At 72.7% G+C, this 24,666-nt stretch carries 27 protein-coding genes; 6 read left to right on the plus strand and 21 right to left on the minus strand.

What is annotated here, in order from left to right; genetic code table 11:
* The first annotated feature begins 335 nt into the window (after positions 1-335).
* From KBX08_RS27225 to KBX08_RS27235, 3 genes are all read left to right on the plus strand, one after another.
* Positions 336-965 carry a TIGR03085 family metal-binding protein gene (locus KBX08_RS27225; RefSeq protein ID WP_210786187.1) on the plus strand — a complete coding sequence of 210 codons (630 nt, stop codon included), beginning with the start codon at positions 336-338 and terminating at the stop codon, positions 963-965.
* A 199-nt stretch (positions 966-1,164) separates the two neighbouring features.
* Positions 1,165-2,040, plus strand: a complete 876-nt coding sequence (locus tag KBX08_RS27230; RefSeq protein ID WP_307850663.1) for a terpene synthase — start codon at positions 1,165-1,167, stop codon at positions 2,038-2,040.
* A 137-nt stretch (positions 2,041-2,177) separates the two neighbouring features.
* Entirely contained in the window at positions 2,178-4,004 is a 1,827-nt protein-coding gene (locus KBX08_RS27235) for a long-chain fatty acid--CoA ligase (protein WP_210786189.1), read from the plus strand.
* A 45-nt stretch (positions 4,005-4,049) separates the two neighbouring features.
* Here KBX08_RS27235 and KBX08_RS27240 read toward each other — a convergent pair whose 3' ends face one another.
* Both KBX08_RS27240 and KBX08_RS27245 read right to left on the minus strand, forming a co-directional pair.
* Positions 4,050-5,354, minus strand: a complete 1,305-nt coding sequence (locus KBX08_RS27240; RefSeq protein WP_238690644.1) for a low temperature requirement protein A — start codon at positions 5,352-5,354, stop codon at positions 4,050-4,052.
* Positions 5,355-5,461: 107 nt separating this feature from the next.
* Complete coding sequence (locus tag KBX08_RS27245; protein ID WP_210786190.1) at positions 5,462-6,916, minus strand: PLP-dependent aminotransferase family protein; 1,455 nt, start codon at positions 6,914-6,916, stop codon at positions 5,462-5,464.
* Positions 6,917-6,975: 59 nt separating this feature from the next.
* Here KBX08_RS27245 and KBX08_RS27250 point away from each other — a divergent pair, with 59 nt between their 5' ends.
* Positions 6,976-7,647 carry a YitT family protein gene (locus tag KBX08_RS27250; protein WP_238690642.1) on the plus strand — a complete coding sequence of 224 codons (672 nt, stop codon included), beginning with the start codon at positions 6,976-6,978 and terminating at the stop codon, positions 7,645-7,647.
* A 101-nt stretch (positions 7,648-7,748) separates the two neighbouring features.
* Positions 7,749-8,210 carry a hypothetical protein gene (locus KBX08_RS27255; RefSeq protein ID WP_210786191.1) on the plus strand — a complete coding sequence of 154 codons (462 nt, stop codon included), beginning with the start codon at positions 7,749-7,751 and terminating at the stop codon, positions 8,208-8,210.
* A 5-nt stretch (positions 8,211-8,215) separates the two neighbouring features.
* Here KBX08_RS27255 and hisF read toward each other — a convergent pair whose 3' ends face one another.
* The 12 genes from hisF to hisD all read right to left on the minus strand — a co-directional run bounded on the left by hisF (position 8,216) and on the right by hisD (position 16,426).
* Positions 8,216-8,983 (minus strand): imidazole glycerol phosphate synthase subunit HisF, encoded by a 768-nt coding sequence (gene hisF, locus KBX08_RS27260; RefSeq protein ID WP_210786192.1) that lies wholly within the window; start codon positions 8,981-8,983, stop codon positions 8,216-8,218.
* Between the two features lie 73 nt (positions 8,984-9,056).
* Positions 9,057-10,052 carry an NADP-dependent oxidoreductase gene (locus tag KBX08_RS27265; RefSeq protein WP_210786193.1) on the minus strand — a complete coding sequence of 332 codons (996 nt, stop codon included), beginning with the start codon at positions 10,050-10,052 and terminating at the stop codon, positions 9,057-9,059.
* Between the two features lie 47 nt (positions 10,053-10,099).
* Positions 10,100-10,531, minus strand: coding sequence for an organic hydroperoxide resistance protein (locus tag KBX08_RS27270; RefSeq protein WP_112668570.1), 432 nt, complete (start codon positions 10,529-10,531; stop codon positions 10,100-10,102).
* A gap of 5 nt (positions 10,532-10,536) precedes the next feature.
* A complete protein-coding gene (locus tag KBX08_RS27275; protein ID WP_112582826.1) occupies positions 10,537-10,983 on the minus strand; it encodes a MarR family winged helix-turn-helix transcriptional regulator in 447 nt (148 codons plus the stop codon).
* Between the two features lie 81 nt (positions 10,984-11,064).
* Positions 11,065-11,454 carry a RidA family protein gene (locus KBX08_RS27280; protein WP_112582733.1) on the minus strand — a complete coding sequence of 130 codons (390 nt, stop codon included), beginning with the start codon at positions 11,452-11,454 and terminating at the stop codon, positions 11,065-11,067.
* Positions 11,451-12,176: a bifunctional 1-(5-phosphoribosyl)-5-((5-phosphoribosylamino)methylideneamino)imidazole-4-carboxamide isomerase/phosphoribosylanthranilate isomerase PriA gene (gene priA, locus KBX08_RS27285; RefSeq protein ID WP_091407754.1), complete on the minus strand. Its 726-nt coding sequence runs from the start codon at positions 12,174-12,176 to the stop codon at positions 11,451-11,453. Before priA ends, KBX08_RS27280 begins: the two co-directional genes overlap by 4 nt.
* Positions 12,177-12,190: 14 nt before the next feature.
* Positions 12,191-12,514 carry a hypothetical protein gene (locus KBX08_RS27290; RefSeq protein ID WP_210786194.1) on the minus strand — a complete coding sequence of 108 codons (324 nt, stop codon included), beginning with the start codon at positions 12,512-12,514 and terminating at the stop codon, positions 12,191-12,193.
* A 36-nt stretch (positions 12,515-12,550) separates the two neighbouring features.
* The gene (hisH, locus tag KBX08_RS27295) at positions 12,551-13,183 is read right to left on the minus strand and encodes an imidazole glycerol phosphate synthase subunit HisH (RefSeq protein ID WP_210786195.1); all 633 of its coding nucleotides are present in this window, start codon (positions 13,181-13,183) and stop codon (positions 12,551-12,553) included.
* Positions 13,184-13,196: 13 nt separating this feature from the next.
* Positions 13,197-13,367, minus strand: coding sequence for a hypothetical protein (locus KBX08_RS27300; protein ID WP_210786196.1), 171 nt, complete (start codon positions 13,365-13,367; stop codon positions 13,197-13,199).
* Positions 13,368-13,425: 58 nt separating this feature from the next.
* Complete coding sequence (hisB, locus tag KBX08_RS27305; protein ID WP_030334475.1) at positions 13,426-14,037, minus strand: imidazoleglycerol-phosphate dehydratase HisB; 612 nt, start codon at positions 14,035-14,037, stop codon at positions 13,426-13,428.
* Positions 14,034-15,107: a histidinol-phosphate transaminase gene (locus tag KBX08_RS27310; RefSeq protein WP_210786197.1), complete on the minus strand. Its 1,074-nt coding sequence runs from the start codon at positions 15,105-15,107 to the stop codon at positions 14,034-14,036. The genes hisB and KBX08_RS27310 overlap by 4 nt, the downstream gene beginning before the upstream one ends.
* The gene (hisD, locus tag KBX08_RS27315; protein ID WP_210786198.1) at positions 15,104-16,426 is read right to left on the minus strand and encodes a histidinol dehydrogenase; all 1,323 of its coding nucleotides are present in this window, start codon (positions 16,424-16,426) and stop codon (positions 15,104-15,106) included. The genes KBX08_RS27310 and hisD overlap by 4 nt, the downstream gene beginning before the upstream one ends.
* A 106-nt stretch (positions 16,427-16,532) precedes the next feature.
* Between hisD and KBX08_RS27320 the strand changes: the two genes are divergently transcribed.
* Positions 16,533-17,240 (plus strand): LON peptidase substrate-binding domain-containing protein, encoded by a 708-nt coding sequence (locus tag KBX08_RS27320; RefSeq protein WP_210786199.1) that lies wholly within the window; start codon positions 16,533-16,535, stop codon positions 17,238-17,240.
* Here KBX08_RS27320 and KBX08_RS27325 read toward each other — a convergent pair.
* The 7 genes from KBX08_RS27325 to KBX08_RS27355 form a co-directional block, all read right to left on the minus strand.
* Complete coding sequence (locus KBX08_RS27325) at positions 17,155-17,985, minus strand: DUF2567 domain-containing protein (protein WP_210786200.1); 831 nt, start codon at positions 17,983-17,985, stop codon at positions 17,155-17,157. The genes KBX08_RS27320 and KBX08_RS27325 overlap by 86 nt on opposite strands.
* A gap of 56 nt (positions 17,986-18,041) precedes the next feature.
* A complete protein-coding gene (locus KBX08_RS27330; protein ID WP_210786201.1) occupies positions 18,042-19,748 on the minus strand; it encodes an AAA family ATPase in 1,707 nt (568 codons plus the stop codon).
* A gap of 74 nt (positions 19,749-19,822) precedes the next feature.
* Positions 19,823-20,854, minus strand: a complete 1,032-nt coding sequence (locus KBX08_RS27335; RefSeq protein ID WP_210786202.1) for a hypothetical protein — start codon at positions 20,852-20,854, stop codon at positions 19,823-19,825.
* A gap of 42 nt (positions 20,855-20,896) precedes the next feature.
* The gene (locus KBX08_RS27340) at positions 20,897-21,841 is read right to left on the minus strand and encodes an RluA family pseudouridine synthase (protein WP_210786203.1); all 945 of its coding nucleotides are present in this window, start codon (positions 21,839-21,841) and stop codon (positions 20,897-20,899) included.
* On the minus strand, positions 21,838-22,455 hold the full coding sequence (gene lspA / locus KBX08_RS27345) for a signal peptidase II (protein WP_210786204.1): 618 nt from the start codon (positions 22,453-22,455) through the stop codon (positions 21,838-21,840). Before lspA ends, KBX08_RS27340 begins: the two co-directional genes overlap by 4 nt.
* Positions 22,456-22,519: 64 nt before the next feature.
* A complete protein-coding gene (locus KBX08_RS27350; protein ID WP_091407724.1) occupies positions 22,520-22,939 on the minus strand; it encodes a TraR/DksA C4-type zinc finger protein in 420 nt (139 codons plus the stop codon).
* A 225-nt stretch (positions 22,940-23,164) separates the two neighbouring features.
* A complete protein-coding gene (locus KBX08_RS27355) occupies positions 23,165-24,664 on the minus strand; it encodes a potassium/proton antiporter (protein ID WP_210786205.1) in 1,500 nt (499 codons plus the stop codon).
* Between the last annotated feature and the right edge of the window lie 2 nt (positions 24,665-24,666).

Consider the following 24,666-nt stretch of genomic DNA (forward strand, 5'->3'; position numbering starts at 1 on the left):
CACCGATGACCGACCCGACGACCCGGGCGCTGACAATGATCATCCCGCCGAAGAGCACGCTGCCGACGACCGCCACCGAGAAGATCCGCGGTTGCTCACGGATCGCCTGCCGCAGGACCCCCAGCCCTCGACTGAGAACGTCCCGACTTGTCTTGCTCGCCACGCTCTCCCCCGCCGTAAGCCGCAATTATCTCCCTCATCCTTACCGGTCGGGGCCAGTGCCGCCGACCCTGACCGGATATGTCGACCATCACGTACCGGACGGCGGCGTGCCGCAGGCGCCGACCGGCGTCCGCTGTCGCGCGCCGACGGGCCGCCCGGCCTACGATCGGGCCATGCCGCGGTACGCCCGAGCCGAGCGCGAGGCGCTGGCCGATCTTCTCCTGGCCCTCGGGCCGGACGCCCCGACCATCAACGAGGGCTGGGCGACCCGCGACCTCGCCGCGCATCTGGTGCTGCGGGAGCGTCGTCCGGACGCGGCGGGTGGGATCGTGCTGTCGCCGCTGCGCGCCTATTCCGAGCGGGTCCGTCGGCGACTCGCCGCGCGGCCCTACCCCGAGCTGGTGGCCCAGGTACGCCGACCGCCGGTGTGGAGCCCGGTCAGCAACCCGCTGACCGACGAGCTGGCCAACACGATGGAGTTCTTCATCCATCACGAGGACGTCCGGCGGGCAAGCTCCGGGTGGCAGCCACGCGATCTGCCGGCCGGCCTGCAGAGCGCGCTCTGGAAACGCGCGGCCCCGATGGCTCGGCTGGCGCTACGCCGCTTCCTGGCGGACCTCTACGTGCAGGCGCCCGGCCACGGTGAGGTCTCCCTGGGTCGCGGTGGTGAACCACTGCGCCTGGTCGGCGCCCCGGCCGAGCTGGTGCTGTTCTTCTCCGGCCGGCAACGGGTGGCCCGGGTCCAACTGAACGGCTCGGCGGAAGCGGCTCAGCGGCTACGCGCCGCCAACCTGGGCATGTGACTACCTGTACGTAAACGGTCACCGAACGACTGTGGAATTTCCCACACCCAGCGAAACACGCTGATACCTCCTCCCGTACGCTTCACCGCGCCGCTCCGCGCCGAGCGGCACGGAGTGGGGGCACATTGTGCGGGACTTCGCGATTTCGGCGCTGCGGGAACCCCCGTTTCCCACGGGCCGTCACGGGGCCACGGACCAGGTGGCGAGTGAGAGCATCGATTGGGCGCGCACGTTCGGGCTGGTCGATTCCAGCCAACGCGTGCACCGCCTGGAACGGGCCGACGCCGCCGGACTGGCCGGTCGCGCCTGCCCGGACGGCTCGGTCGAGGGCCTGCGGCTGCTCACCGACCTGATCAGCTGGCTCTTCGTGATGGATGACGCCTGCGACGAGGACGGCCTCGGCGCCGACCCGGTCCGACTGGGCCCGGCGGTCAGCACCCTGCTCGACGTGTTGGACCGGTGCGGTGACCCGTACGTCGTACCGCCCGCCGTCGGGCCGCTGGGTGACGCGCTGCACGACCTCTGCCGCCGGACCCGACTGCACGATCACGCCGGACTGCTGCTGCGGTTCGTCAGCCAGATGCGCGAGTACCTGTTGGCGCTGCTCTGGGAGGCGGGCAACCGGGAACGTCGGCGCGTACCCGAGGTGGCGGAGTACGTGCAGCTACGCCGGCACATCGGCGGCGTGCACCCCTGCCTCACCCTGACCGACCTGGCGTCGACGCGGCCCTCCGGGCCAACCCAGCGCGCCAACCCGGGGCTGGTCGCCCTGGACCTGCTGGCGGTGGACCTGGTCTGCTGGTGCAACGACCTCTTCTCCTACGGCAAGGAGAGCCAGGGCGACCCGGACGCGCACAACCTCGTCACGGTGCTCGCCCAGGACAGCGAGGCGGACGAGGTGACAGCGCTCCGGAGTGCGGCACACCGGTTCAACCAGGGGTTGGCGACGTACCTGGACGCGGAGGAGGCGCTGCGCGCCGCCGGCGACGACGGGATCCGCGACGCCCTGGCCGCCCGGCGCAACTGGGTCCGGGCCACCTACGACTGGTCAGTGGTGGCTGCCCGGTACGCCTGATCGGCCGTACCGGTTGATGGGATGGGCCGGCCGGACGATCACCAGGGCTAGCCGATGCACGGCAACAGGCAATACTCTTCGGTAACCATCATGACGTGACAACCGTCACGCCACCACCCCCGAAGGCGGCTACAGCGATGGCTCTCGATGTACCGTACCGCTCCATCCCGGACATGTTCCTCAAGCGCGTGGCGGCCACCCCCGACCGGTTCGCGTTCGCGTCCCCGAACCCCGACGACTCGGGGCCCGTCTGGCTGACCTGGGCGCAGGTCGGCCAGCGCGCCAAGGCGGTCGCCGCCGGCCTGCACGGCCTGGGCGTCGGCCAGGAGGACCCGGTGGCGATCCTCGCCAACACCCGGCTGGAATGGGTGATCGCCGACCTCGGCATCATGTGCGCCGGCGGCGCGACCACCACCGTCTACCCGACCACCGAGCCGGCCGACGCGACGTACATCATCGCCGACTCCGGGTCGAAGGTGCTGTTCGCGGAGAACCCGGCCCAGGCCGCGAAGATCGCGGGGGCGTCCCTGCCCGCGCTCACCCACGTGGTGCTCCTGGACGGCGCCGTCGACCCGAACGCCGCGATCGCGCAGTTGACGCTCACCGACCTGGAGGAGCGCGGCACCCAGGCGCTGGCCGCCGAGCCGGAGCTGATCGACATGCTGGTGGCCGGCATCGGCCCGGACCACCTGGCCACCCTGATCTACACCTCCGGCACCACCGGCCAGCCCAAGGGCGTCGAGCTGCTGCACGGCGGCTGGTGCTGGGAGGCAGTGGCGCAGGCCGACGTCGGGCTGCTGCGCGACGACGACCTTCAGTACCTGTGGCTGCCGCTGGCCCACTCGTTCGGCAAGACCCTGCTCTGCGGCGCCATCCACGTCGGCCTGCCCACCTACGTCGACGGGCGGGTGGACAAGCTGGTCGACCTTCTCTCGGTCATCCGTCCGACGCTGATGTGCGGCGCTCCCCGGGTGTTCGAGAAGGTCTACAACAAGGCCGTGACCACCGCGCAGGGCGCCGGCGGCGCGAAGGCGAAGATCTTCGGCTGGGCCGTCGGCGTCGGCAAGGAGAAGGTCACCCTGGAGCAGGCCGGCAAGCCGGTGCCGGCCGGGCTGAAGCTGCGCTATGGGCTGGCCGAGAAGCTGGTGTTCAGCAAGCTCCAGGCCCGCCTGGGCGGCCGGATGCGGGTGCTGGTGTCCGGCGCCGCGCCGCTCAGCCCGGAGATCGCCACCTTCTTCGCCGCCGCGAACCTGCCGATCTCCGAGGGCTACGGCCTGACCGAGACCAGCGCCGGCAACTTCGTCAACCCCCCGGCCGGGCTGCGGATCGGCACGGTGGGCCGGGCGATGGGCGACCTGGAGTGCAAGATCGACACCGACGGGGAGATCCTGGTGCGGGGTCGGCCGGTGATGCGCGGTTACCACAATCTGCCGGAGGAGACCGCCGCCTCGTTCACCGAGGACGGCTTCTTCCGTACCGGTGATATCGGCACCCTGGACGAGCAGGGCTACCTCCGCATCACCGACCGCAAGAAGGACCTGGTCAAGACCTCGGGCGGCAAGTACATCGCGCCGTCGCACATCGAGGGCATGTTCAAGGCCATCTGCCCGTACACCTCGCAGGCGGTCGTCGTCGGTCAGGCCCGCAACTTCTGCACGATGCTGGTCACTCTGGACCCGGACGCCATCCGGGGCTGGGTCGCCGGCGGCCCGCTCGAAGGACGCAGCTACACCGAGATCGTCGCGTCGGCTGAGGCCCAGACGATGGTCGAGGAGTACGTCGCCCAGCTCAACGCCAAGCTCAACCGCTGGGAGACGATCAAGAAGGTGGCCATCCTGCCTCGCGACCTGACGATCGAGGACGGCGAGATCACCCCGTCGTTGAAGATCAAGCGGCGTGGGGTGGAGAGCAACTTCTCCGCCGAGATCGACAAGATGTACGCCGGCACCCTCGCCGAACTCTGAGCCCGCCGAGGGTCCCGTGCCGGCGAGGAAGCCGGCACGGGGCCCTCACAGGTGGTGACCCCGCCACCTCGTGTGTTCCTCTTCCGCGGCGAGCTGCTCCTCGAGCGCCATCTGCCGGACCCCGGCCCGACGCCGCGAGTCGACGACCGTCTGCCCGGCCACGGCCAGCGTCGTGGCCAGGGCCAACATGCCCAACGCGATCAGCTCGGGTAGCGACCCGGCAACCGGCACCAGCGCAATCAGCAGCAGGATCCCGCCGATGGTGGGCCAGCGGGGGACGCCGAGCATCAACCGGCCGAGCACGATGAGCGCGAGCAGGTAGAGCGCGACCCCACCGTGGAGCGCCAGCAGGTCGAAGCTCGGCAGCGGAACGCCCCAGGTCGGTGTGCTGGGATCGGCGCCTTCGTGGATCAGCTCCTTGAGCCCGAGCGCGAACAGGATGACGCCGGCGATGACCGGCAGGTGCAGGTAGCTGTAGGCGTTGCGGGCCAGGACGGCGCGCGCGCCCGGGTCGCGGGTGCGGTGCAGGGTCTGTTCCATGCCGAGCGCCAGGGTGTCGAAGTACGCCCACCACATCGCGGCGGCCACCGCGATGCCGAGCACCGCCGCGAACAGCACCGGCCAGGTCAGCGGCAGACCCGCGGTCGCGTTGGGGCTGAACCCGAGCGCGATGATCGCCTCGCCGAGGGCGACCAGGACGATCTGACCGTGCCGCTCCGCCCAGTGCCCGGCGGAGAGCACAGTCCACCCGGTGCCCCGCAGCGCCAGTCCGGCCCCGTACTCCACGCCAATGGCCGCGAGCCAGCACAGCAGGCGGGCCACCGACTCGGCTGTTCCGTCGAAGAGCCGCTGTGGCAGCAGCCCGGCGACCACGATGAGGCCCGTGGCCACGAACGCCGGCAGGGCGAGCAGCTGCCAGCGTCGACGCACGTCGCGGTTGCGGCGGCCGATCCACAGGAAGATCACACTCTCGCTCACCCGGACCAGGAAGTAACAGGTCGCGAAGACCAGCGGACCGAACACTCCACCGGGGCGGTCGACGAACGCCTTCGGCAGACTCAGCGCCAGCACGAAGGCGGCGGCGATGGTGACGAAGCCGACCGCCGGGACGATCCCCTGGTCGGTACGGATCAGATTGCCCAGCACGGCGAACCCCGACCAGCACCACCAGAGCAGGGCCAGCAGCACCAGGCACCGGACCAGGCCACGGGCGGTCGGATTGCCGGCGGTGGCCGTGGTGACGTGCAGGAACGCGAAGACGAAGACCAGGTCGTAGAAGAGTTCCAGCGGGGTCGCCCGCGAGCCCGGCGCACTCCGGCGGACCCCACGAGTACCGCCACCCTGGCCCACCAGGAGAGTGTGGCAGCCGGGCTAGCGCAAATGGCACATTCCCGTCATTGTCGCGCCGGTGGTGCCGGCGGATCCGCGACGATGCCGATGGTTGCTTCGGCGCCGGCTCAGGCGATGACGGCCGGCTCGCGCCACCGCTGACGGCCGGCGCGGTCCAGGTCGTAGCGGATCGCCGCGATCCGCCCGACGGCCTCCACGAGGTCCGCCGCGGGCAGGGTGAAGGGCAGCCGCAGGAAACGCTCCAGAGTGCCGTCCAGGCCGAACCGGGGGCCGGGGGCCAGCCGTACGCCGACCTCCTCCGCGGCCCGGGCCAGCGCGCTCGAGACCGGGCCGTCCAACTCGGCCCAGAGCGTCACGCCACCCCGTGGCACTGTGACCCGCCACTCCGGCAGTTGGTGCGCCAGCGCGCCGAGCAGGGCGTCCCGTTGGACGGCCAACTGGACGCGGCGGTCGGCGACGATGGCTTCGGCGTCGGCGAGCAGGTGCACCGCTACCAGTTGGTCGAGCACCGGGCTGGCCATGTCGACCCCTACCCGCACGGCGGCCAGCCGCTGCACCTGCGGCGCGGACGCGCGCACCCAGCCGATCCGCAGGCCACCCCAGTAGGGCTTGCTCATCCCGCCGATGCTGACCACCCGGCTGTGCCGGTCGTAGGTGGCGACCGGGGGTGGCACCTCGGTGCCGTCCATCGACAGGTCCACGAAGGACTCGTCGATGATCAGATCGGTGCCGACCGCGTGCGCGGCGGCCACCACCCGCTCGCGCAGCGAGGCGGGCATCAGGTGCCCCGTCGGGTTCTGGAACTCCGGAATCAGGTAGGCCAGCTTGGGTCGGGTCTGTCGGAGACTGCCGAGCAGCAGGTCGGGCTCCCAGCCGGCGTCGGAGGCCAGCCCGTGGGTGCTGATCCGGGCCCGCCGGCCGGCCAGCGCGGCGAGGGCGTTGGGGTAGGTCGGGGACTCGACCAGCACGGTGCCGCCCGGGGCGAGGGCGAGCCGCAGCACCAGATCCAGTGCGTGCTGGGTGCCGCTGGTGACCATGATCTGGTCGGCCGAGGTGGGCAGACCCCGGGCGGTGTACGCGTTGGCCACCGCCTCGCGCAGCTCGATGATGCCGGTCGGGTGGTAACCGGCCCCGCTCAGGTAGCGGGGCAGGTCCTCGGCGGCGGCCCGCGCGGCCGACAGCAGCTGCGGCGGGGCGGCCAGCGCGGCGACGCCGAGGTCGAGCATCTCCCGGTCGTCCAGCGGGGTCCACAGGCCGGTGCTGGCCACCCGGTGGTTGCCGGGCAGCATCGTCCAGCTACCGGCGCCCCGCCGGCTGGCCAGGTGCCCGCTCTCGCGTAGCTGCCGGTAGGCGGCGGTGACAGTGGTCCGGCTGATCCGCAGCGCCTCGGCCAGCTCCCGTTCGGCCGGGAGGCGGACGCCCAGCGGCAGCCGGCCGTCGGCGAGCAGCCCGCGTACCGAGCCGGCCAGCGCGGCGTAGTCGGGGCTGCGGCGGCGGCCCGGCAGGGCATGCCACTGCCCGAGCAGACGGGCCAATTGGACGCCGCGCACCTGCCCTGTCATAGCCACTCCTCGAATATTGGCTTCCTCCTCGACGAGGATTGGCACCTAGGGTGGCATGCATGGCACTGCTTGGCAATCTGCGGCACCGGCCGGTTCGACGGTTGGTCCAGCTCTACCTCGGGCTCACGCTCTACGGCGTCAGCATGGCCCTGATGATCCGCTCCGACCTGGGCCTCGACCCGTGGGACGTGTTCCACCAGGGGCTCTCCGAGCTGACCGGGCTCTCCTTCGGCACAGTCACCATCGCCGTCGGCGCACTGGTCCTGCTGCTCTGGATCCCGCTGCGGCAGCGGCCCGGCCTCGGCACTGTCAGCAACGTCGTGGTGATCGGCCTGGTCGTGGACGCCACATTGGCCCTGCTGCCCGCGGGTGGCCCGTTCAGCGTCCGGATCGCGATGCTGATCAGCGGGATCGTCGCCAACGGCGCGGCCACCGCTCTCTACCTCGGTGCCCGGCTGGGGCCCGGCCCCCGCGACGGCCTGATGACCGGGTACGTGGCCCGCCGGCCCGGCCGGTCGATCCGACTGGTGCGCACCGTCATCGAGGTCACCGTGCTGGCGCTGGGCGCGCTGCTCGGCGGCACTGTCGGCGTGGGAACCGTCGCGTACGCGCTGGCCATCGGCCCGTTGGCCCAGTTCTTCATCCCGCTGTTCGCCGTGCCGGAGGACACCGCGCCGGACAGCGCCGCGCCCCCGCCGGGCAACCCCGCGCCGGTCACCCCGGCCGGCTGAACCCTCACCGACCGTCCGCGAACCGGTACGTGGTGGTGGTGCCGGGCACCGGTTCGTGGGTGGGTGTTCCCTTCCGCGACGCGCGCCGTCATCATCTCTGCATGGGGGAGAACGGTTGGCGCTGGAACGACGCCTGGATCTTCGTGTCGCTCGTCATCGCGAGCGGGGCCGGACGGCACCGTCGGTCGGCGACAAGCCGGCGGCCGGAGGGCGTCCGCCTGACCGACGTGCTCTCCACCGCCGACCACCTCAACCACGCGATCCCGCAGCGACACGAGGTGGAGGCCGCGGTCCAGCGGCTGGTCGGCGCCGGGCTGATCAGCGTCGCCGACGGCTGGTTCCGGATCACCGCCGAGGGTGAGCAGCTGTGGCGTACCCGGCCGCGCGCGGGTGTGGCGACCATGGTGGACACCGTGCAGGGTGTGTTGACCCGCCGGCACGCGCCCGGCAGGGCGGACTGGATCCTGGACGAAGCCGACCACGCGGCTGCCGTTCAGGAGTACGCGGTCCGTTCGATTCCCACCCCGCGTCGGTCACCGGAGGGGCACTCCGGCGAGCGCTGAGCTGCTCAGCGCACCGGATGGCCGCCGAGGCGCAGCGCGTCCTTGACCTCGGCGACGGTCAGCTCGCCGAAGTGGAAGACGCTGGCGGCGAGCACCGCGTCCGCGCCGGCGCCGATCGCTGGCGGGAAGTGGGCCACCTCGCCGGCGCCCCCACTGGCCACCACCGGCACGTCCACCACCGCGCGCACCGCGGCGATCAGTTCCAGGTCGAAGCCCGCCTTGGTGCCGTCGGCGTCCATCGAGTTGAGCAGGATCTCCCCGGCGCCCAGCTCGGCCCCTCGGTGCGCCCACCACACGGCGTCGATGCCGGTGCCGCGCCGACCCCCGTGGGTGGTGACCTCGAACCCGCTGGGGGTGATGTCGGTCGGGGCCCGGCGCACGTCGAGGGAGAGCACGAGCACCTGCCGGCCGAACCGGTCGGCGATCTCGGCGATCAGCTCCGGACGGGCTATGGCGGCGGTGTTCACGCCGACCTTGTCCGCACCGGCGCGCAGCAGCGTGTCCACGTCGGCGACCTGCCGGACCCCGCCGCCGACGGTCAGCGGGATGAACACCGACTCGGCGGTGCGGCGCACCACGTCGAGCATGGTGCCCCGGTCGCTGGAGGACGCCGTGACGTCGAGGAAGGTCAACTCGTCAGCGCCGGCCCGGTCGTACGCGGCGGCCAGCTCCACCGGGTCGCCGGCGTCACGCAGGTCGAGGAAGTTGACCCCCTTGACCACCCGCCCGGCGTCCACGTCCAGACAGGGGATCACCCGTACCGCCACCGTCATGCCGCGAGCCTATCCTCCGCACCCGGCACGGCGGTCGACCCGAGCGGGTCGACCGCCGTGAGAGAGGTCTGCGTCACACCTTGACGAGCATCTTGCCGAGGTTGTCGCCGCGCAGCAGGCCGAGGAACGCGGCCGGGGCGTTCTCGATGCCGTCCACGATCGTCTCGTCGTAGGACAGTGTGCCGTCGCGCAGCCAGCCCGAGACGTCGCGCACGAACGCCGCCCGCACGTCGTTGTGGTCGTTGACCAGGAAGCCGCGCAGGGTGAGCCGCTTGCCGATGACCAGCGCCAGGTTGCGCGGGGCGGCCGGCGGCTCGGTGGCGTTGTACTGCGCGATCATGCCGCAGATGGCGGCCCGGCCGTGCAGGTTCATGGCCGAGATCGCGGCCTCCAGGTGGTCACCGCCGACGTTGTCGAAGTAGACGTCGACGCCGTCCGGGGCGGCCGCCCGCAGCGACTCACGGACCCCGTCGTGGTAGTCGAATGCGGCGTCGAAGCCCAGCGCCCGCAGCCGCTCGACCTTGGCCGGCGAGCCGGCACTGCCGATCACCCGGCCGGCGCCCTTGAGCTTGGCGATCTGGCCGACCAGGCTGCCCACCGCGCCGGCCGCGGCGGAGACGAAGACCGTCTCGCCGGGCTTCATCGCGGCCACCTCCAGCAGACCGGCGTACGCGGTCAACCCGGTCATGCCGAGCACGCTCAGGTACGCGCTGACCGGGGCGATGCTCGGGTCGACGGGGCGGGCCGCGGCGGCGTCGAGCAGCGCGTACTCCCGCCAGCCCAGCCCGTGCAGGACTGTGGTCCCGACGGCGATGTCCACCGCCTCGCTGGCCACCACCTCGCCGATCGCGGCACCGTCGAGCGGCGCGTCGAGCGCGAACGGCGGCACGTACGACTTGACGTCGTTCATCCGTCCGCGCATGTACGGGTCGACGGACATGTACTGGTTGCGGACCACGATCTGGCCCGGTCCGGGCGTCGGAACCTCGGTCTCGACGAGCCGGAAGGTGTCTTCGGTGGGCCAGCCCTGAGGGCGGCTGGCCAGGTGGATCTCGCGGTTGCTGGTCACGGGGTGGTCGTCCTCTCGTCCGCGGATGGGGGCCTGGGGCCGCGAGGTCACGCGGACAGGGTCTCGCGGACGGTCAGGGTGACGTCGACGTTGCCACGGGTGGCGTTGGAGTACGGGCAGACCTGGTGGGCCTGCTCGACGATCTGCTCGGCGACCTCGCGGGGCGCGGCGGGCAGGTCGACGACGAGCTGCACGGTGAGCCCGAAGCCGCCGCTGCCGTTCGGGCCGATGCCCACCTCGGCGCCGACCACGGAACCGGTCACGTCGGCCTTGGCCCGGCGGGCCACCAGCCGCAGGGCGCTGTGGAAGCAGGCCGCGTAACCGGCGGCGAAGAGCTGCTCGGGGTTGGCCGCGCCACCGGCGCCGCCCATCTCCTTCGGCACGGCCAGGTCGAGTGCGAACGTGCCGTCGGAGGTCTCGACGTGGCCGTCCCGGCCGTCGCCGGTGGCGGTCGCGGACGCGGTGTAGACAACCTGCATGGTGGTCACTGCTCCTTCTGTCGGTGGATGGTGTCGGTGACCCGGGTGAGGGTGTCGCGCAGCGCGACGAGTTCGTCGAAGCCCAGCCCGGTGGCCTGCGCGATCCGCAGCGGGACGTCGCAGACCCGCTCGCGCAGCGCCCGGCCCTGTTCGGTGAGGCCCACCTCGACCCGCCGCTCGTCGCGGGCCGAGCGCCGCCGCACCACCAGGCCCGCCCCCTCCAGCCGCTTGAGCAGCGGGGAGAGCGTGCCGGAGTCCAGCCGCAGCTCGGTGCCCAACTCGGACACCGTGGGGGCGTCGTCGGGACGCTCCCAGAGCACCAGCAGCGCCAGGTACTGCGGGTAGGTCAACCCGACCTCGTCGAGGATCGGCCGGTAGACGTCGGTCAGTGCGCGCGACGCGGCGTAGAGCGCGAAGCACACCTGCCGGCGCAGCACCAGGTCATCGGTCACCGCTGAACCGTAGCCCACAATTAAGTTGTGCACAATTTATCTGGCCACGGGGCGGCCCGGCAGGCCGCCCGGGCGGGGACCTCAGCGATCGCCGAGGTACGCCTCCAACTCCACCTCGACCAGGTGCTCCGGGTCCAACAGACCGGCCACCACCACCAGGGTGGCCGCCGGCCGGACCGCGCCGAACACCGCGTTGTGCGCCCGGCCCACCTCGTCGGCGTGCAGCCGGTCCGTCACGTACATCCTGGTCCGGACCACATCGCCCGGCTCCGCACCCACCTCGGCGAGCGCGGCCAACCCGATCCGCAGCGCCTGCGCGGTCTGCGCTGCCGCGTCACCGACGTGCACCACCCGGCCGTCCACAGTCGCCGTGCAACCAGCCGTCCAGGCCCGCTCACCGGCCCGGACCACCCGGGAGTACCCGTAGCGCTGCTCCCACGGGCCGCCCGACCCCAGCCGGGTCGTCGTCACGCCTCAGCCAGCGTCCGCAGCGCCTCGGCCACCGTGAAGGCACCCGCGTAGAGCGCCTTGCCGGCGATCACGCCCTCCACCCCGGCCGACTCCAGGGTCGCCAACGCCCGCAGGTCGTCCAGGGTGGACACCCCACCCGAGGCGATCACCGGCCGGTCCGTACGGGCACACACCTCGCGCAGCAGATCCAGGTTCGGCCCGCGCATCGTGCCGTCCTTGGTGATGTCGGTGACCACGTACCGACTCGCGCCCGCCTTGTCCAGCCGCTCCAGCACCTCGTACAGGTCACCACCGTCACGGGTCCAACCCCGCGCCGACAGGGTGTGACCCCGTACGTCCAGCCCGATGGCCACCCGGTCGCCGTACTCCGCGACCACCCGGTCACACCAGACCGGGTCCTCCAGGGCGGCGGTCCCGATGTTCACCCGGGCCGCGCCGGTGCCCAGCGCCGCACGCAGCGACTCGTCGTCCCGGATGCCCCCGGAGAGCTCCACCTTCACGTCCAACTGCCGCACCACCTCCGCGAGCAGGTGCGCGTTGGTGCCCCGACCGAACGCCGCGTCCAGGTCGACCAGGTGGATCCACTCCGCGCCGTCCTGCTGCCAGGCCAGCGCCGCGTCCAACGGGTCGCCGTAGATGCTCTCGCTTCCAACGGCGCCCTGCACGAGCCGGACGGCCCGGCCGTCAGCGACATCCACGGCGGGTAACAGGGTGAGGCTCAAGGTCTTCTCCTCGATCAGGTACGACGGTCCAGGGCGATCACCACGATCGCCGGCAGTACGAGCAGCAAGAGCACGATCAGCGCGATACGCAACGCCAGGTTGTCGACGAACGTCCAGATCAGGAGCAACGCCGCGCCGGTGAGCAGCACGATCGCGGCCCGCTCGCCCCGAGTGTGCCGGGCCAGCCGCCCGGAGCGACCCCGCCGCAGCCGCGGCGTCAAGTTGCGGACCACAGCGCGACGGCGTTGCCGCCGGGCGACCTGGCGCTGCCGGACCGCCCGTTCCCGGGCCTGCTCCGCCTCCCGCTCCGCCCGCCGACGGGCACGCTCCCGGCTCACCGCGACGCCCGCCGCTCGGGCACCGCGCGACGGCGCTCAGTCACCGCTGGGCAACGTGGCGAGCCAGTTGCGCAGCAGCGCGGCACCGGTGTCGGCGGACTTCTCCGGGTGGAACTGGGCCGCCGACAACGAGCCCCGCTCCACAGCCGCGACGAAATCCGAGTCGTGGTGGGCGGTGGTCACCGTGGCACCGGCAGCGGCCAGCGCCGCCGGGTCGCCCATCGCGTACGAGTGGACGAAGTAGAACCGGCTCTGCTCCGCCAACCCGGCGAACAGCACCGACTCCCGCGGAGCGCGGACCGTGTTCCAGCCCATGTGCGGCAACCGGGTGGCGGCCAGCCGGGTCACCCCGCCGGGCAGCAGCCCCAGCCCCTTGGTCACCACTCCGTGCTCGTCACCGTGCTCGAAAAGCACCTGCATGCCCACGCAGATGCCGAGCACCGGCCGTCCGGCTGCCACCCGTTCGGCGATCACCGGGCCCGCGCCCAGCGCCTCGATCCCCGCCATGCACGCCGCGTACGCGCCCACACCCGGCACCACCAGACCATCGGCGGCAGCCGCCGCGGCCAGGTCGTCGGTCACCCGGACGTCCGCTCCGGCGGCGGCCAGCGCCCGCTCCGCCGAGCGCAGGTTGCCCGAGCCGTAGTCGAGCACCACCACGTCACTCATGTCGTCACCCCGATCACCCGTTCTCCGGCAGCAGCCGCAGCACCCCGGCGGCGGTGGCGAGCACCGCGAGCGCCGCGGTGATCAGCACGGCGGCCTTCGGCGCGCCCTGCCGGTAGAGCGACCAGGTGCCGCCAACCAGCACCCCGGCCAGGATCAGCAACAACGTCGGCAACGCGGCACCCATCAGAGCTGCCTTTCATTCGCGGCTGCGGGGCTCCGCTGCGCCGCACTCCTCGCGCTCATCAGAGCGCGCCCTTCGTGCTCGGGATCGCTCCGGCGGAACGCGGGTCGATCGAGGTGGCCTCGCGCAACGCGCGGGAGACCGCCTTGAACTGCGCCTCCACCACGTGGTGCGCGTCCGGGTGGCCACCCGGTCGGGCCGCCCGCAGCACGTCGACGTGCAGCGTGACCCGGGCCGCCTGGCCGAAGGACTCCCAGATGTGCCGGGTCATGCTGGTCGCGTACACCGGCCCGATGTACGGGGCGAGCACCGGCTCGTCGTGCACCACGTACGGCCGACCGGAGAGGTCCACCGCGGCCCGGACCAGCACCTCGTCCATCGGCACTGTCGCCGAGCCGTACCGCCGGATGCCGGCCTTGTCGCCCAGCGCCTGGTCGAACGCCGCACCCAGGGCGAGCGCGGTGTCCTCGATCGTGTGGTGCGCGTCGATCTCCAGGTCACCCACTGTGCGCACGGTCAGGTCGAAGCCGCCGTGCCGGGCGATCTGGTGCAGCATGTGGTCGTAGAAGCCGACGCCGGTGCTGATCTCGGCGGCACCGGTGCCGTCGAGATCGATCTCGACGAGGACCTTGGTCTCCTTGGTGATCCGTTCCACCCGGGCGGTCCGACTCATTGCGAAGTCTCCATTGCAGAAAGAAAGGCGTCGGTCTCGGCGGCGGTGCCGGCGGTCACCCGCAGCCAGCCGGGCAGGCCGACGTCACGGACCAGCACACCCTGCGCCAGCAGGGCGTTCCAGACGATTGTCTGGTCGCCGCCCACCTCGAAGAGCACGAAGTTGGCGTCGCTGTCGGCGACCCGCAACCCCCGCTCGCGCAGCGTCGCCACGATCCGGTCCCGCTGCGCCATGATCGCGCTCACCGTACCGAGAAGGGCGTCGCGGTGGGCCACCGCCGCGCGTGCCGCGGCCTGGGTGAGCGCGGAGAGATGGTACGGCAAACGGACGAGCTGCACCGCCCGCACGACCGCCGGGTCGGCGGCCAGGTAGCCCAGCCGGCCACCGGCGAAGCCGAACGCCTTGCTCATCGTCCGGGTGACCACCAGCCGCGGGTGGCCGGGCAGCACCGCGAGGGCGCTGATCGTCCCGGGTCGGGCGAACTCGGCGTACGCCTCGTCGACGACCACCATGCCGGGCGCGACGTCGAGCACCGCGGCGATCACCGCCGGGTCCAGTGCGGTGCCGGTGGGGTTGTTCGGCGAGCAGAGGAAGACCACGTCCGGCCGGTGCTCGCGGACCTGGGCGACCGCCTCCTCGGCGGTCAACCCGAAGTCGACGCCGCGCGCGGCGGGCACCCACCGGGTGCTGGTGCCGAGGGCCAGCAGCGGGTGCATCGAGTACGCCGGAACGAAGCCGAGCGCGGTGCGCCCCGGCCCGCCGAACGCCTGGAGCAGCTGCTGCTGGATCTCGTTGGAGCCGTTGGCAGCCCACACCTGGTCGACGGTGAGCCCGTGCCCGAGATATTCGGCGAGGTCGGCGCGGAGCGCCACAGCGTCCCGGTCCGGGTAGCGGTTCAGCTCGCGCAGCTCGGCCGCGAGCGCCTTGCCGATCGCCTCGACCACCGGCTCCGGCACCGGGTGGGAATTCTCGTTGGTGTTGAGCCGCACCGGCACGTCCAACTGCGGCGCCCCGTACGGCGACAGCCCCCGCAGGTCGGCCCGGATCGGCAGATCGTCCAGGCTGGTCACGCCGCCCCTCCCGGGAAACGGGCCTGGACCGCCTGGCCGTGCGCCGGCAGGTCCTCCACGTTGGCCAGGGTGACCACGTGCGGGGCCACGTCACGCAGCGCGGCCTCGGTGTATTCGATCAGGTGCACGCCGCGCAGGAACGACTGCACGGACAGGCCGGAGGAGTGCCGGGCACAGCCGCCGGTGGGCAGCACGTGGTTGGAGCCCGCGCAGTAGTCGCCGAGCGACACCGGCGACCAGGCGCCCACGAAGATCGCCCCGGCGTTGCGGACCCGCAGCGCCCACTCCCGGGCGTCGACCGTCTGGATCTCCAGGTGCTCGGCCGCGTACGCGTCGACCACCCGCAGCCCGGCCTCGAGGTCGTCGACCAGGACCACGCCGCTCTGCTCACCGGTCAGCGCCGTGGTGACCCGCTCGGTGTGCTTGGTCGCCGGCACCTGCCGGGCCAACTCCGCCTCGACCGCCTCGACCAGCGCCACCGACGGGGTGACCAGCACGCTCGCGGCGAGCGGGTCGTGCTCGGCCTGACTGATCAGGTCGGCGGCCACGTGCGCCGGATCGGCGGTGTCGTCGGCCAGGATGGCGATCTCGGTCGGCCCGGCCTCGGCGTCGATGCCGACAACGCCGCGCAGCAGCCGCTTGGCGGCGGTCACCCAGATGTTGCCGGGGCCGGTGATCAGGTCGACGGGGTCGCACCGCAGCTCACCCGCCGGGTCCACCGCCGCGCCGTACGCCAGCATCGCCACCGCGTGGGCCCCGCCCACGGCGTACACCTCGTCGACGCCGAGCAGCGCGCACGCGGCGAGCACCCGGGCATCGGGCAGGCCGCCGTTGTCCTTCTGCGGCGGGCTGACCACCACCAGCGAGCGCACCCCGGCCGCCTGGGCGGGCACCACGTTCATCACCACTGTCGACGGGTACATCGCCAGGCCACCGGGCACGTAGAGGCCGACCCGGTCGACCGGCAGCCACCGCTCGGTGACGGTGCCGCCGGGCACCACCTTCGTGGTGTGGTCGGTGCGCCGCTGGTCGGCGTGCACCCGGCGGGCCCGGGCGATGGACTCCAGCAGCGCGGCACGCACCGCCGGATCGAGCACCCCCTCCGCCTCGGTGATCGCCTCGACCGGCACCCGCAGCACCTCCGGGGAGATGCCGTCGAACCGTTCGCTTGCCTCCCGGATCGCTGGGTACCCATGCTCACGGACCGCCTCCACCAGGGGCCGGATGCGCTCGACGGCGACGGACACGTCGAGCTGGGCACGGGGCAGCAGGCGGCGCGGGTCACCGAGACCGTCGCGCAGGTCGATCCGATTCAGCACCCTTGCGAGTCTAGGCGGCCGGCCCGACGTCCACCCGAGCCGCCCGTCCGCCGGGACGGTGAGCCGGGCCACGCCCCCGGTGCCGAGATTGGTTAGGCTCGACCATGTGACCGCACGGCTGCCGGTTTTCCCGCTCGCAACGGTGCTCTTTCCCGGGTTGGTGCTGCCGCTGCACATCTTCGAGGAGCGCTACCGGGCGCTGGTCCGGCACCTGGTCGGCCTGCCCGACGGCGCCCCGCGCGAGTTCGGCGTGGTGGCCATCCAGGCTGGCTGGGAGGTCGCGCCCGCCGGTCCCGCCGGCGCCCCGGCCAGGTCGAGCGTCGGCGAGGTGACGCTGCACGAGGTGGGCTGCACCGCCGAGCTGCGCCAGGTGACCGAGTTGACCGACGGTGGCTTCGACATCGTCACGGTCGGCCGCCGCCGGTTCCGCATCGCCGAGGTCGACGACAGCGCCGAGCCCTACCTGACCGCCGACGTCGAGTGGCTGCCCGACCCGGGCGGCCCGGACGAGGTGGCCGATCTGCTGGCCGCCCGGGTGATCGCGGTGTTCCGGCAGTACCTCGGCCTGATCCGCTCCGACCCGGAGGAGATCTCCGAGCAGTTGCCGGAGGACCCGACTGTGCTCTCGCACCTGGTGGCGGCGACCGCGGCGCTCACCGTCGACGACCGGCAACGGCTGCTGGCGATCGACGACACCGCCTCCCGGCTCCGCGCCGAGCTGCGGTTGCTCAACCGCGAGGCGGCTCTGCTGCGTCAGGTGCGGGCGGTTCCGGTGCCGTTGTCGGAGCTGGCGTCCCCGCCGACACCCAACTGAACTCCCCCGGCTCGGGCTCCGGGCGTAGCCCCGGCCACCGCGACCAGCCGGCCAGCAGGGTGTACATGACCGCGGCCCCGAACGCCGGCAGCAGCAGGTTGCCGTGCGGCACCGGCAGCACGCCGAGCAGCCAGTCCACTCCACCGGCCCGCAGGTCGGCGGGTTTACTGAATGCCTGCCCGGCCGGGGCGGTCGCCAGCAGCCGGTCGAAGGTGGCCAGACCGATCCGCCGTCCCACCTGCCAGGCCACCGGCGCGGCGACCAGGGTGCCGAGCACCGCGGCGAGCAACCCGACCGGGCCGCGCCGTCGACGCAGCACGAACCACAGGGTGAGTGCCACGAGCAGCCCGAAGGCGAGCCCGAGCAGGCTGAACCAGCCGTCGGCGGCGATCGGCTGCTCCGGTTGCGGCTCGGCGTAGATCGCCCCCTCGGCGGTCTTGAGCACCGGGGTGTCCGGCGCGAGCGCGGCCCAGAGCAGCCCGAGGGGAACACCCAGTGCGGCGAGCGCGAGCACGGCGCCCAGGACCGTCGCCAGGGCACGCATCGGACGACGCGGTTCGTCGAACCGAAGCTCCAACGAGCTCTGGTACGCCGCCGAGGCCGGCAGGTGGCCCGGACCGAACTCGTCCGGCGCGGTCCCGGCCGACGGGTCGACCTCCGGCGGTTTCGCCTCCGGCGTACGGGGTGGCGCGGGTTGGTCGGGCTCGTCGACTGGCCGCTCACGGTCGGGGTTGTCCGGGCTCACCCGATGATCCTCTCAGGCCCGGTGCGTGGCCGGGGCTCCGGTGGCGGCAGACCAGCTCACCGGGCGAACGGCTCCACCATCATCGCCGCGGCCCGCAACCATGCCTGCCGGGTCTCCGGTTGGAGCTGGTGGTACTCGATCGACGACCCGGTCTCCAGAGCCGGGTCGTACGGCACGACGGCCACGCCCCGGGTACGGGTGGCGAAGTGCCGCTCCAGGTCGTCCTGGAGCGTCGAGCGACCCGGGGTCGGGCAGGAGATGAGGGTGATCGCGTTGTCCGCCAACTCGCCCATGCCCTCCTCGTGCAGCAGGTCGAGCATCCAGTCCGCGCTGAACGCCGCGTCCTCCCGGGGCACTGTGGTCACCACCAGCTGGTCGGCGGCCTGCATCACAGTGCGCCAGTTGGGGCTCTCCACGTTGTTGCCGGTGTCCACGCAGACCACGTCGTGGGTGCGGCGCAGCAGCTCCAGCACCCGGCGGACGGTGAACTGGTCCAGGCGCTGGGCGAAGCGCGGGCTCTCCTCGCCGGCCAGCACGTCGTACGAGCCGTCGGAGGCGTGCCGCAGGTAGTCGTCCAGCCGGTCCAGCAGGGTCGCGCCCTCCAGGATCTCGATCTGGGCCAGGTCGCTGATCAGGTGCCGGATCGTCCGGGCGTGCCGGGCGCTGCCGGCGCGTAGGCCGAGGGTGCCACGCAGCTCGTTGTCGTCCCAGGCCAGCACACCCTTGCCGCGGACGCTGCCGACCGTCGCGGCGGCGAGCACTGTGGCTGTCGTCTTGTGCACCCCGCCCTTGGGGTTGGCGAAGGCGAACACCCGGGGCGTGCCCAGGTCCCGTTGGAGCACACCGTTGGCGCGCTCCTGCTCCTGGTCGACGGCCGGTGGGCGCCATTCGATCCGGGCCGGGTAGGCACGTTCGGCGACCGCCGAGCCGACCGCCGGGGCGGGTGGCGGCGGGACGGGCGGCGTGACTGGCACGACGACCGGCGGCGCGGGCGGTGGGGCGACCGGCGCGGGCGGTGGCGGGGCGGCCGGGTAGCCGGTCTCCGGCTGGTAGCCGGTCTCCAGCAGGGCGTACCGCGACTCCGCCGGCGGGTCGCCCGGTCGGTAGCCGTTGTCCAGCAACGCGTAGCGCGACGGAACCGGGTCGGGGCCGCGTGCCGGCGGCTCGGGCTCGGCCCGGTACGTCGGCTCGGCGCGGTAGTCCGGCTCGGCCCGATAACCGGGGTCGGCCCGGTAGTCCGGCTCGGCCCGGTAGCCGGGAGTGGCGAGGTAGTCCGGCTCAGCGCGGTAGCCCGGCTCGGCACGGTAACCGGGGTCGGCCCGGTAGCCCGGCTCGGCGCGGTGGTCCGGCTGCTCGGTCCGGTACGCCGGCTCCGCTCGATAGTCCGGCTCGGCCCGATAACCCGGCTCGGTCCGGTACGCGGGCTCGGCCCGGTAGTCCGGCTCGGCCCGGTACGCGGGGTCGGCCCGGTACGCGGGGTCGACCCGGTAGGTCGCCTCGGCCCGGTAACCAGGCTCCGCGCCGTACGACAGGTCGGCCGGATGCCCGATGGCGGGTGCCCGCCCGGCGTAGCCGTTGGGGGCCGCACGCCGGGGCAGTGGGTCCGGCGGCGGTTCCTCGCCGCGCCGCTCCGGCTCGGTCTGCTCCGCGCCGCGACCGCCCAGCCGGGCACGGTCCAACAGCGCGCGCCACCGCGGCGCTGGTTCGGCCGGCCGGCCCCAGCCGGTCTCACTGCCCTCCACGGCCCGCCCTCCCAGCGCCATCGATCTCTGTCTGACAGGCTACGAACCCAACCCTATTCGGACCACACCTCAGAGCGCACACCAGCCGGCGCAGATCACGACGACGGCGATGGCGGCGACGGCTCGACGAGGGTGGCGTCCGGCGAGGTGGTGACACTCGGCGGCGCCGACTCGGTGGGCTCCGGCTTCGACGGTTCCGGTGACGGAATCGTCACGACTGGTGCGGGTTCCGACGATTCGCCCACGGGGGCCGACGACGCCGGTGCGCTGATCATCGGCGCCGGCCGCTCGGACTGGGTCGGTGCCGGGCTCGGCCCGGTGTCGGCCGGCGGGCGCACCACGTCACGCTGCTCGGGCAGCGGCGGCGTGAAGACCGTCCGGTCCAGCCGGTACACCTCGGGGGCGGGGTCGACCGCCCGTACATCCGGCCGGGCCGCGACACCGCGCAGCGCCACCGGCGTCGCGCGAACCACCGCCGCGTAGACGCAGGCGCAGCCGGTGCGGTACGCGGTCGCCTCGGCGGCGGCCACCTCGGCGCCGCTGGCGTACTGCTCCCGCAACTCCCGCTCGCCCGGCCCGTCGCCGTCGACCGCGGCGGCCCTGGCCCGATAGTCTGCGGCCTCGGTCTCCTTGCGGGCCGCCACCTGTTCCATCCCGGCGACCACGTCGTCCGGCACCCGCAGCGCGGGGATCTTGACGATCTCGGTCTGCCGGCCGGGCAGCGGAACCCGCCCGAAGACTGTCGAGACCCCGACGTCGCCGAGCACCGTCGCCAGCCGCTGCGGAGGCAGGTACGCGTCGAGCGTGACCAGCGCGTACGTCCCGCCCTCGGGGGCCGGGGCGGACCCGGGCAGCGCGGCCAGGTCGGCCGCGGCGGACCGCAGGTAGCCGGGGACGGAGTCGCCGTCGGCAACGCCGACCCGGGTCACCTCGCCGACCGTCCGGTCGCCGACCGGAGTGTCGTCGACGGCCCACACGGCGGTGCCCAACACCGCCGCCGCGGAGAGCACCGCGGCCCAACTGAGCACGCCGGAGCGCGCCGACCGGTCGCCCAGCCGGGCCACGGCCCGGGTCAGCGGCGGCAGCAACCGCTGGTCCAACTGCCGCAGCAGGTTGCCGGCGCGCACGGGCGGGATCCCCTCTGTGGAACGGTGTCGGGCGGTCGCCGCTCAGTCACGCAGGATCTGAAGCGCACGGTCCAGGTCGTCAGGGTAGTCGCTGACGAACCGGACCTCGTCCCCCGTTCGGGGGTGCAAAAAGCTCAGTTCGCGGGCGTGCAGCCACTGTCGGGACAGGCCGAGACGGGCCGAGAGGGTGGGATCGGCGCCGTAGGTGAGGTCACCCACACAGGGGTGCCGCAGGGTGGAGAAGTGCACCCGGATCTGGTGGGTCCGGCCGGTCTCCAGCCGGACGTCGACCAGACTCGCCGCCGGGAACGCCTCCAGGGTGTCGTAGTGGGTGATGCTCGGCTTGCCGCCGGACACCACCGCCCAGCGGTAGTCGTGGGTGGGGTGCCTGTCGATCGGCGCGTCGACGGTGCCCCGCAGCGGGTCCAGGTGACCCTGCACCACAGCGTGGTAGCCCTTGTCGACCTCGCGGTACTTGAAGGCCCGCTTCAACGCCGTGTACGCCTGCTCGCTCTTGGCCACCACCATGATCCCGGTGGTGCCCACGTCGAGCCGGTGCACCACGCCCTGGCGCTCGGCGGCGCCACTGGTGGAGATGCGGTGCCCGATCGCGGCGAGCGCGCCGATCACCGTCGGCCCGGTCCACCCGGGGCTCGGGTGCGCGGCCACCCCGACCGGCTTGTCGACCACGACGATGTCGTCGTCGGCGTAGACGACCCGCAGGCCGGGCACCGCCTGCGGCACCACGGTCGGCGGTGCCACCGGCGCGGGCAGCGTGACGTCCAGCCAGGAGCCGGCCTTGACCTTGTGCGAATTGGGCCGGGCGGAACCGTCGACCAGCGCGTCCCCGGCGTCGACAAGGGCCGCGGCGGCGGTGCGGGAGAGCCCGAACAGTCGGGACACGGCCTGGTCCAGGCGCATGCCGTCGAGGCCGTCGGGAACCGGAAGGGAACGGTGGTCGCCGCCAGCGGCGAACGCGGAGGTCATGCCCGCTCCCGCTGCTCGGCGCCCGGCGCGGCGGCGTCCGTCGTGGCCGGGTCGCCGTCGCGTCCCGCCCGCCGGCCGTCACGCTGGCGGCCGGTCAGCTCCAACAGGACGGCCAGCAGCACGCCACAGACCAGCGAACTGTCGGCCAGGTTGAACACCGGCCAGACCTGACCGTACGGGTCGAAGAGGCTGATCATGTCGACGACGTGCCCGTGGAACGGGGACGGCGCCCGGAAGATCCGGTCGACGAGGTTGCCCAACGCGCCACCGAGCACCAGGCCGAGCGAGACCGCCCAGGGCAGCGAGCGCAGCCGCAACGCCATCCAGACGATCCAGCCGACCACACCGATGGTGATCAGTGGGAAGACCCAGGTGTGGTCCGCGCCGATGCTCCAGGCCGCGCCGCTGTTGCGGGTCAGGCTCAGGTAGACGAACCCGCCGAGCAGCCGGACCGGCTCCCGGTCGGTCAGCGCGGCCAGCGCGAGGTGCTTGGTGACCAGGTCGGCCAACAGGGCCACCAGGGCGACTCCGGCGAGAATCGCGACGGCCCGGGGCCGGCGGCTGCCGCCGCCCGGATCGGTGCGGCCGGGTTCGGCGGACGGTACTGCGGTCATGCGCTCCCCATCGACAGTCTTGGCGGTGATCGCTCACCGTCTCATCGCCGCCGGGGAACGGACCTCAGCGCCGCTCCTCCAGCTGCTTGCACGTCACACACAGGGTGGCCGACGGGAAGGCGGCGAGGCGCTCGACCGGGATCGGGTTGCCGCACCGCTCGCACCAGCCGTAACCACCCTCGTCGAGGCGCTCCAGAGCGCGCTCCACCTGCGTGATCCGTTCCAGAATGCTGTTGGCGAGAGAGATCTCCTGCTCCCGCTCGAGCGTCTTGGTGCCCGTGTCGGCCTGGTCGTCCCCGGCCGAGTCGGTCAGCCGATCGCGCTGCAGCTCGGTGATCTCACTCAGCGTCTGATCGTACTCGGCACGAAGCTCGTCCCGCCGCGCCGCCAGCGCCGCCCGGATCTTCTCGGTCTCCGCCGTGCTGCGGGTGGCCTTCGCCACCGGCTTGCGCCCGGCGGTCCTGGTGTCGGATGGCTTCGCCATGGGTCGCTCCCTCGGCCGGGGAACCGCGCGGTCCGCGGCGCCTGGTCAGGGGGCGCCGAGCAGGGCGTCCCCTATGTACGAAAAGGGGCGCACGGCGACGATCGCCGCGCACTCCGGAGGTTGGCAAGAATACGGAACGTACAGGCGTCCGACAACGTGCCGCACCGTCGCACCGTCTAACAGCCCCTAGCCCTGCCTAACTGGGGCAAAGGGAACGCTAGCAGATCAACTGGGCACCTCATCCCCGTACTCACCAAACCATCGGGCCAGACGACCCCGCCGACTGACCGCCCGCAACCGCCGTTCCGCCGCGTCCCGCACCCCTGCGGTCGCCACGATCAGCAGACTGTCACCGGTCTTGAACCGGGTTTCCGGGGCGGGCACGAAACCCACGCCGTCGCGCAGCACCAGGGTCACCGACGCGCCCAACGGAAGCCGCAGCTCGTCGACGTGCACGCCGGCCAGTCGTGAGCCCGGTGGCACCTCCACCTGGAGCAGATCCGCCCGCATTCGCTCCAGCGGCGCGGTCTCCACGTGGATCTCGGCGGCCTCGGCCGGCGCGGTCACCCGCAACCGACGGGCGAACGACCCCAGCGTCCCGGTCTGCACCAACGTGAAGATCACCACCAGCACGAAGACCACGTCGAAGAGCCGCTCCGCCCCGGGCACCCGCTCGGAGAGCGGAATGGTGGCCAGCACGATCGGCACCGCCCCACGCAGCCCGGCCCAGGACAGGAACGCCTGTTCTCGAAGGCCCACCCGGAACGGCAACGCCGAGACGGCCACCGACAACGGCCGGGCCAGGAGCACCAGGGCCAGCCCGGCGACCACAGCGGGCAGCACCGCCGCGTCCAGCCGGCCCGGCGAGGCCAGCAACCCGAGCAGCACGAACAACCCGATCTGGGCGAGCCAGGCCAGCCCGTCCGCGAAACCGAGGATCGCCTGCCGGTGCGACAGGCGGGCATTGCCCAGCAATACCCCGGCCACATAGACGGCGAGGAAGCCCGAGGCGTGCAGAACGGCCCCCGCGGCGTACGCCAACACGGTGATGCCCACCGCGGCGATCGGGTAGAGCCCGGCCGAGGGCAGCGCCGCTCGGCGCAGCGCCCAGGTGCCGGCGACGCCAGCGGCGACGCCCACCGCCGCGCCGACGCCCAGCTCGTAACAGACCAGCGCGACCTCGTACCACCACGGGTGCGCAAAGCCCTGGTGGGACAGCAGCACCACCAGCAGCACCACCGGGGCGTCGTTCATCCCCGACTCTGCCTCCAGTGTCGCCACCAGCCGGGGCGGCAACCGCAGTCGGCGCAGGGTTGCGAAGACGGCCGCCGCGTCGGTGGACGAGAGCACCGCGCCGTAGAGCAGCGCCAACCGCCAGTCCAGCCCCAGCAGCAGGTGCACGGCCACGCCGACCACCACGATGCTGACGATCACGCCGACCGTGGAGAGCGCGGAGGCCAGCCCGAGCACCGGGCGCAGCGTGGTCCACCGGGCGGTGAGGCCACCCTCCGCGATGATCACGATCAGCGCGCAGAAGCCGAGGGTCCGGGTCAGCTCGACGTCGTCGAAACGGATGCCCAGCCCGTTCTCGCCGATCGCCACGCCCAGAGCCAGGTAGACCAGGAGGCTGGGCACACCGAGCCGGGTGGAGAGTCGCACCGCGCCGACAGCTACCAGCAGCACGGCCGCACCGAGCAGCAGCGCGATGTCCAACCCGGGCGTCACGG

This window comes from Micromonospora sp. H61 (assembly GCF_018070325.1).
Classification (GTDB): domain Bacteria; phylum Actinomycetota; class Actinomycetes; order Mycobacteriales; family Micromonosporaceae; genus Micromonospora; species Micromonospora salmantinae.

Coding starts and splice junctions, on each gene's coding strand:
- KBX08_RS27225 (WP_210786187.1), top strand. CDS start 336: ATGCCGCGGTACGCCCGAGCCGAGCGCGAGGCGCTGGCCGATCTTCTC.
- KBX08_RS27235 (WP_210786189.1), top strand. CDS start 2,178: ATGGCTCTCGATGTACCGTACCGCTCCATCCCGGACATGTTCCTCAAG.
- KBX08_RS27245 (WP_210786190.1), bottom strand. CDS start 6,916: ATGACAGGGCAGGTGCGCGGCGTCCAATTGGCCCGTCTGCTCGGGCAG.
- KBX08_RS27250 (WP_238690642.1), top strand. CDS start 6,976: ATGGCACTGCTTGGCAATCTGCGGCACCGGCCGGTTCGACGGTTGGTC.
- KBX08_RS27255 (WP_210786191.1), top strand. CDS start 7,749: ATGGGGGAGAACGGTTGGCGCTGGAACGACGCCTGGATCTTCGTGTCG.
- hisF (WP_210786192.1), bottom strand. CDS start 8,983: ATGACGGTGGCGGTACGGGTGATCCCCTGTCTGGACGTGGACGCCGGG.
- KBX08_RS27270 (WP_112668570.1), bottom strand. CDS start 10,531: ATGCAGGTTGTCTACACCGCGTCCGCGACCGCCACCGGCGACGGCCGG.
- hisH (WP_210786195.1), bottom strand. CDS start 13,183: ATGAGTGACGTGGTGGTGCTCGACTACGGCTCGGGCAACCTGCGCTCG.
- KBX08_RS27300 (WP_210786196.1), bottom strand. CDS start 13,367: ATGGGTGCCGCGTTGCCGACGTTGTTGCTGATCCTGGCCGGGGTGCTG.
- hisB (WP_030334475.1), bottom strand. CDS start 14,037: ATGAGTCGGACCGCCCGGGTGGAACGGATCACCAAGGAGACCAAGGTC.
- KBX08_RS27330 (WP_210786201.1), bottom strand. CDS start 19,748: ATGGCGCTGGGAGGGCGGGCCGTGGAGGGCAGTGAGACCGGCTGGGGC.
- KBX08_RS27340 (WP_210786203.1), bottom strand. CDS start 21,841: ATGACCTCCGCGTTCGCCGCTGGCGGCGACCACCGTTCCCTTCCGGTT.
- lspA (WP_210786204.1), bottom strand. CDS start 22,455: ATGACCGCAGTACCGTCCGCCGAACCCGGCCGCACCGATCCGGGCGGC.
- KBX08_RS27350 (WP_091407724.1), bottom strand. CDS start 22,939: ATGGCGAAGCCATCCGACACCAGGACCGCCGGGCGCAAGCCGGTGGCG.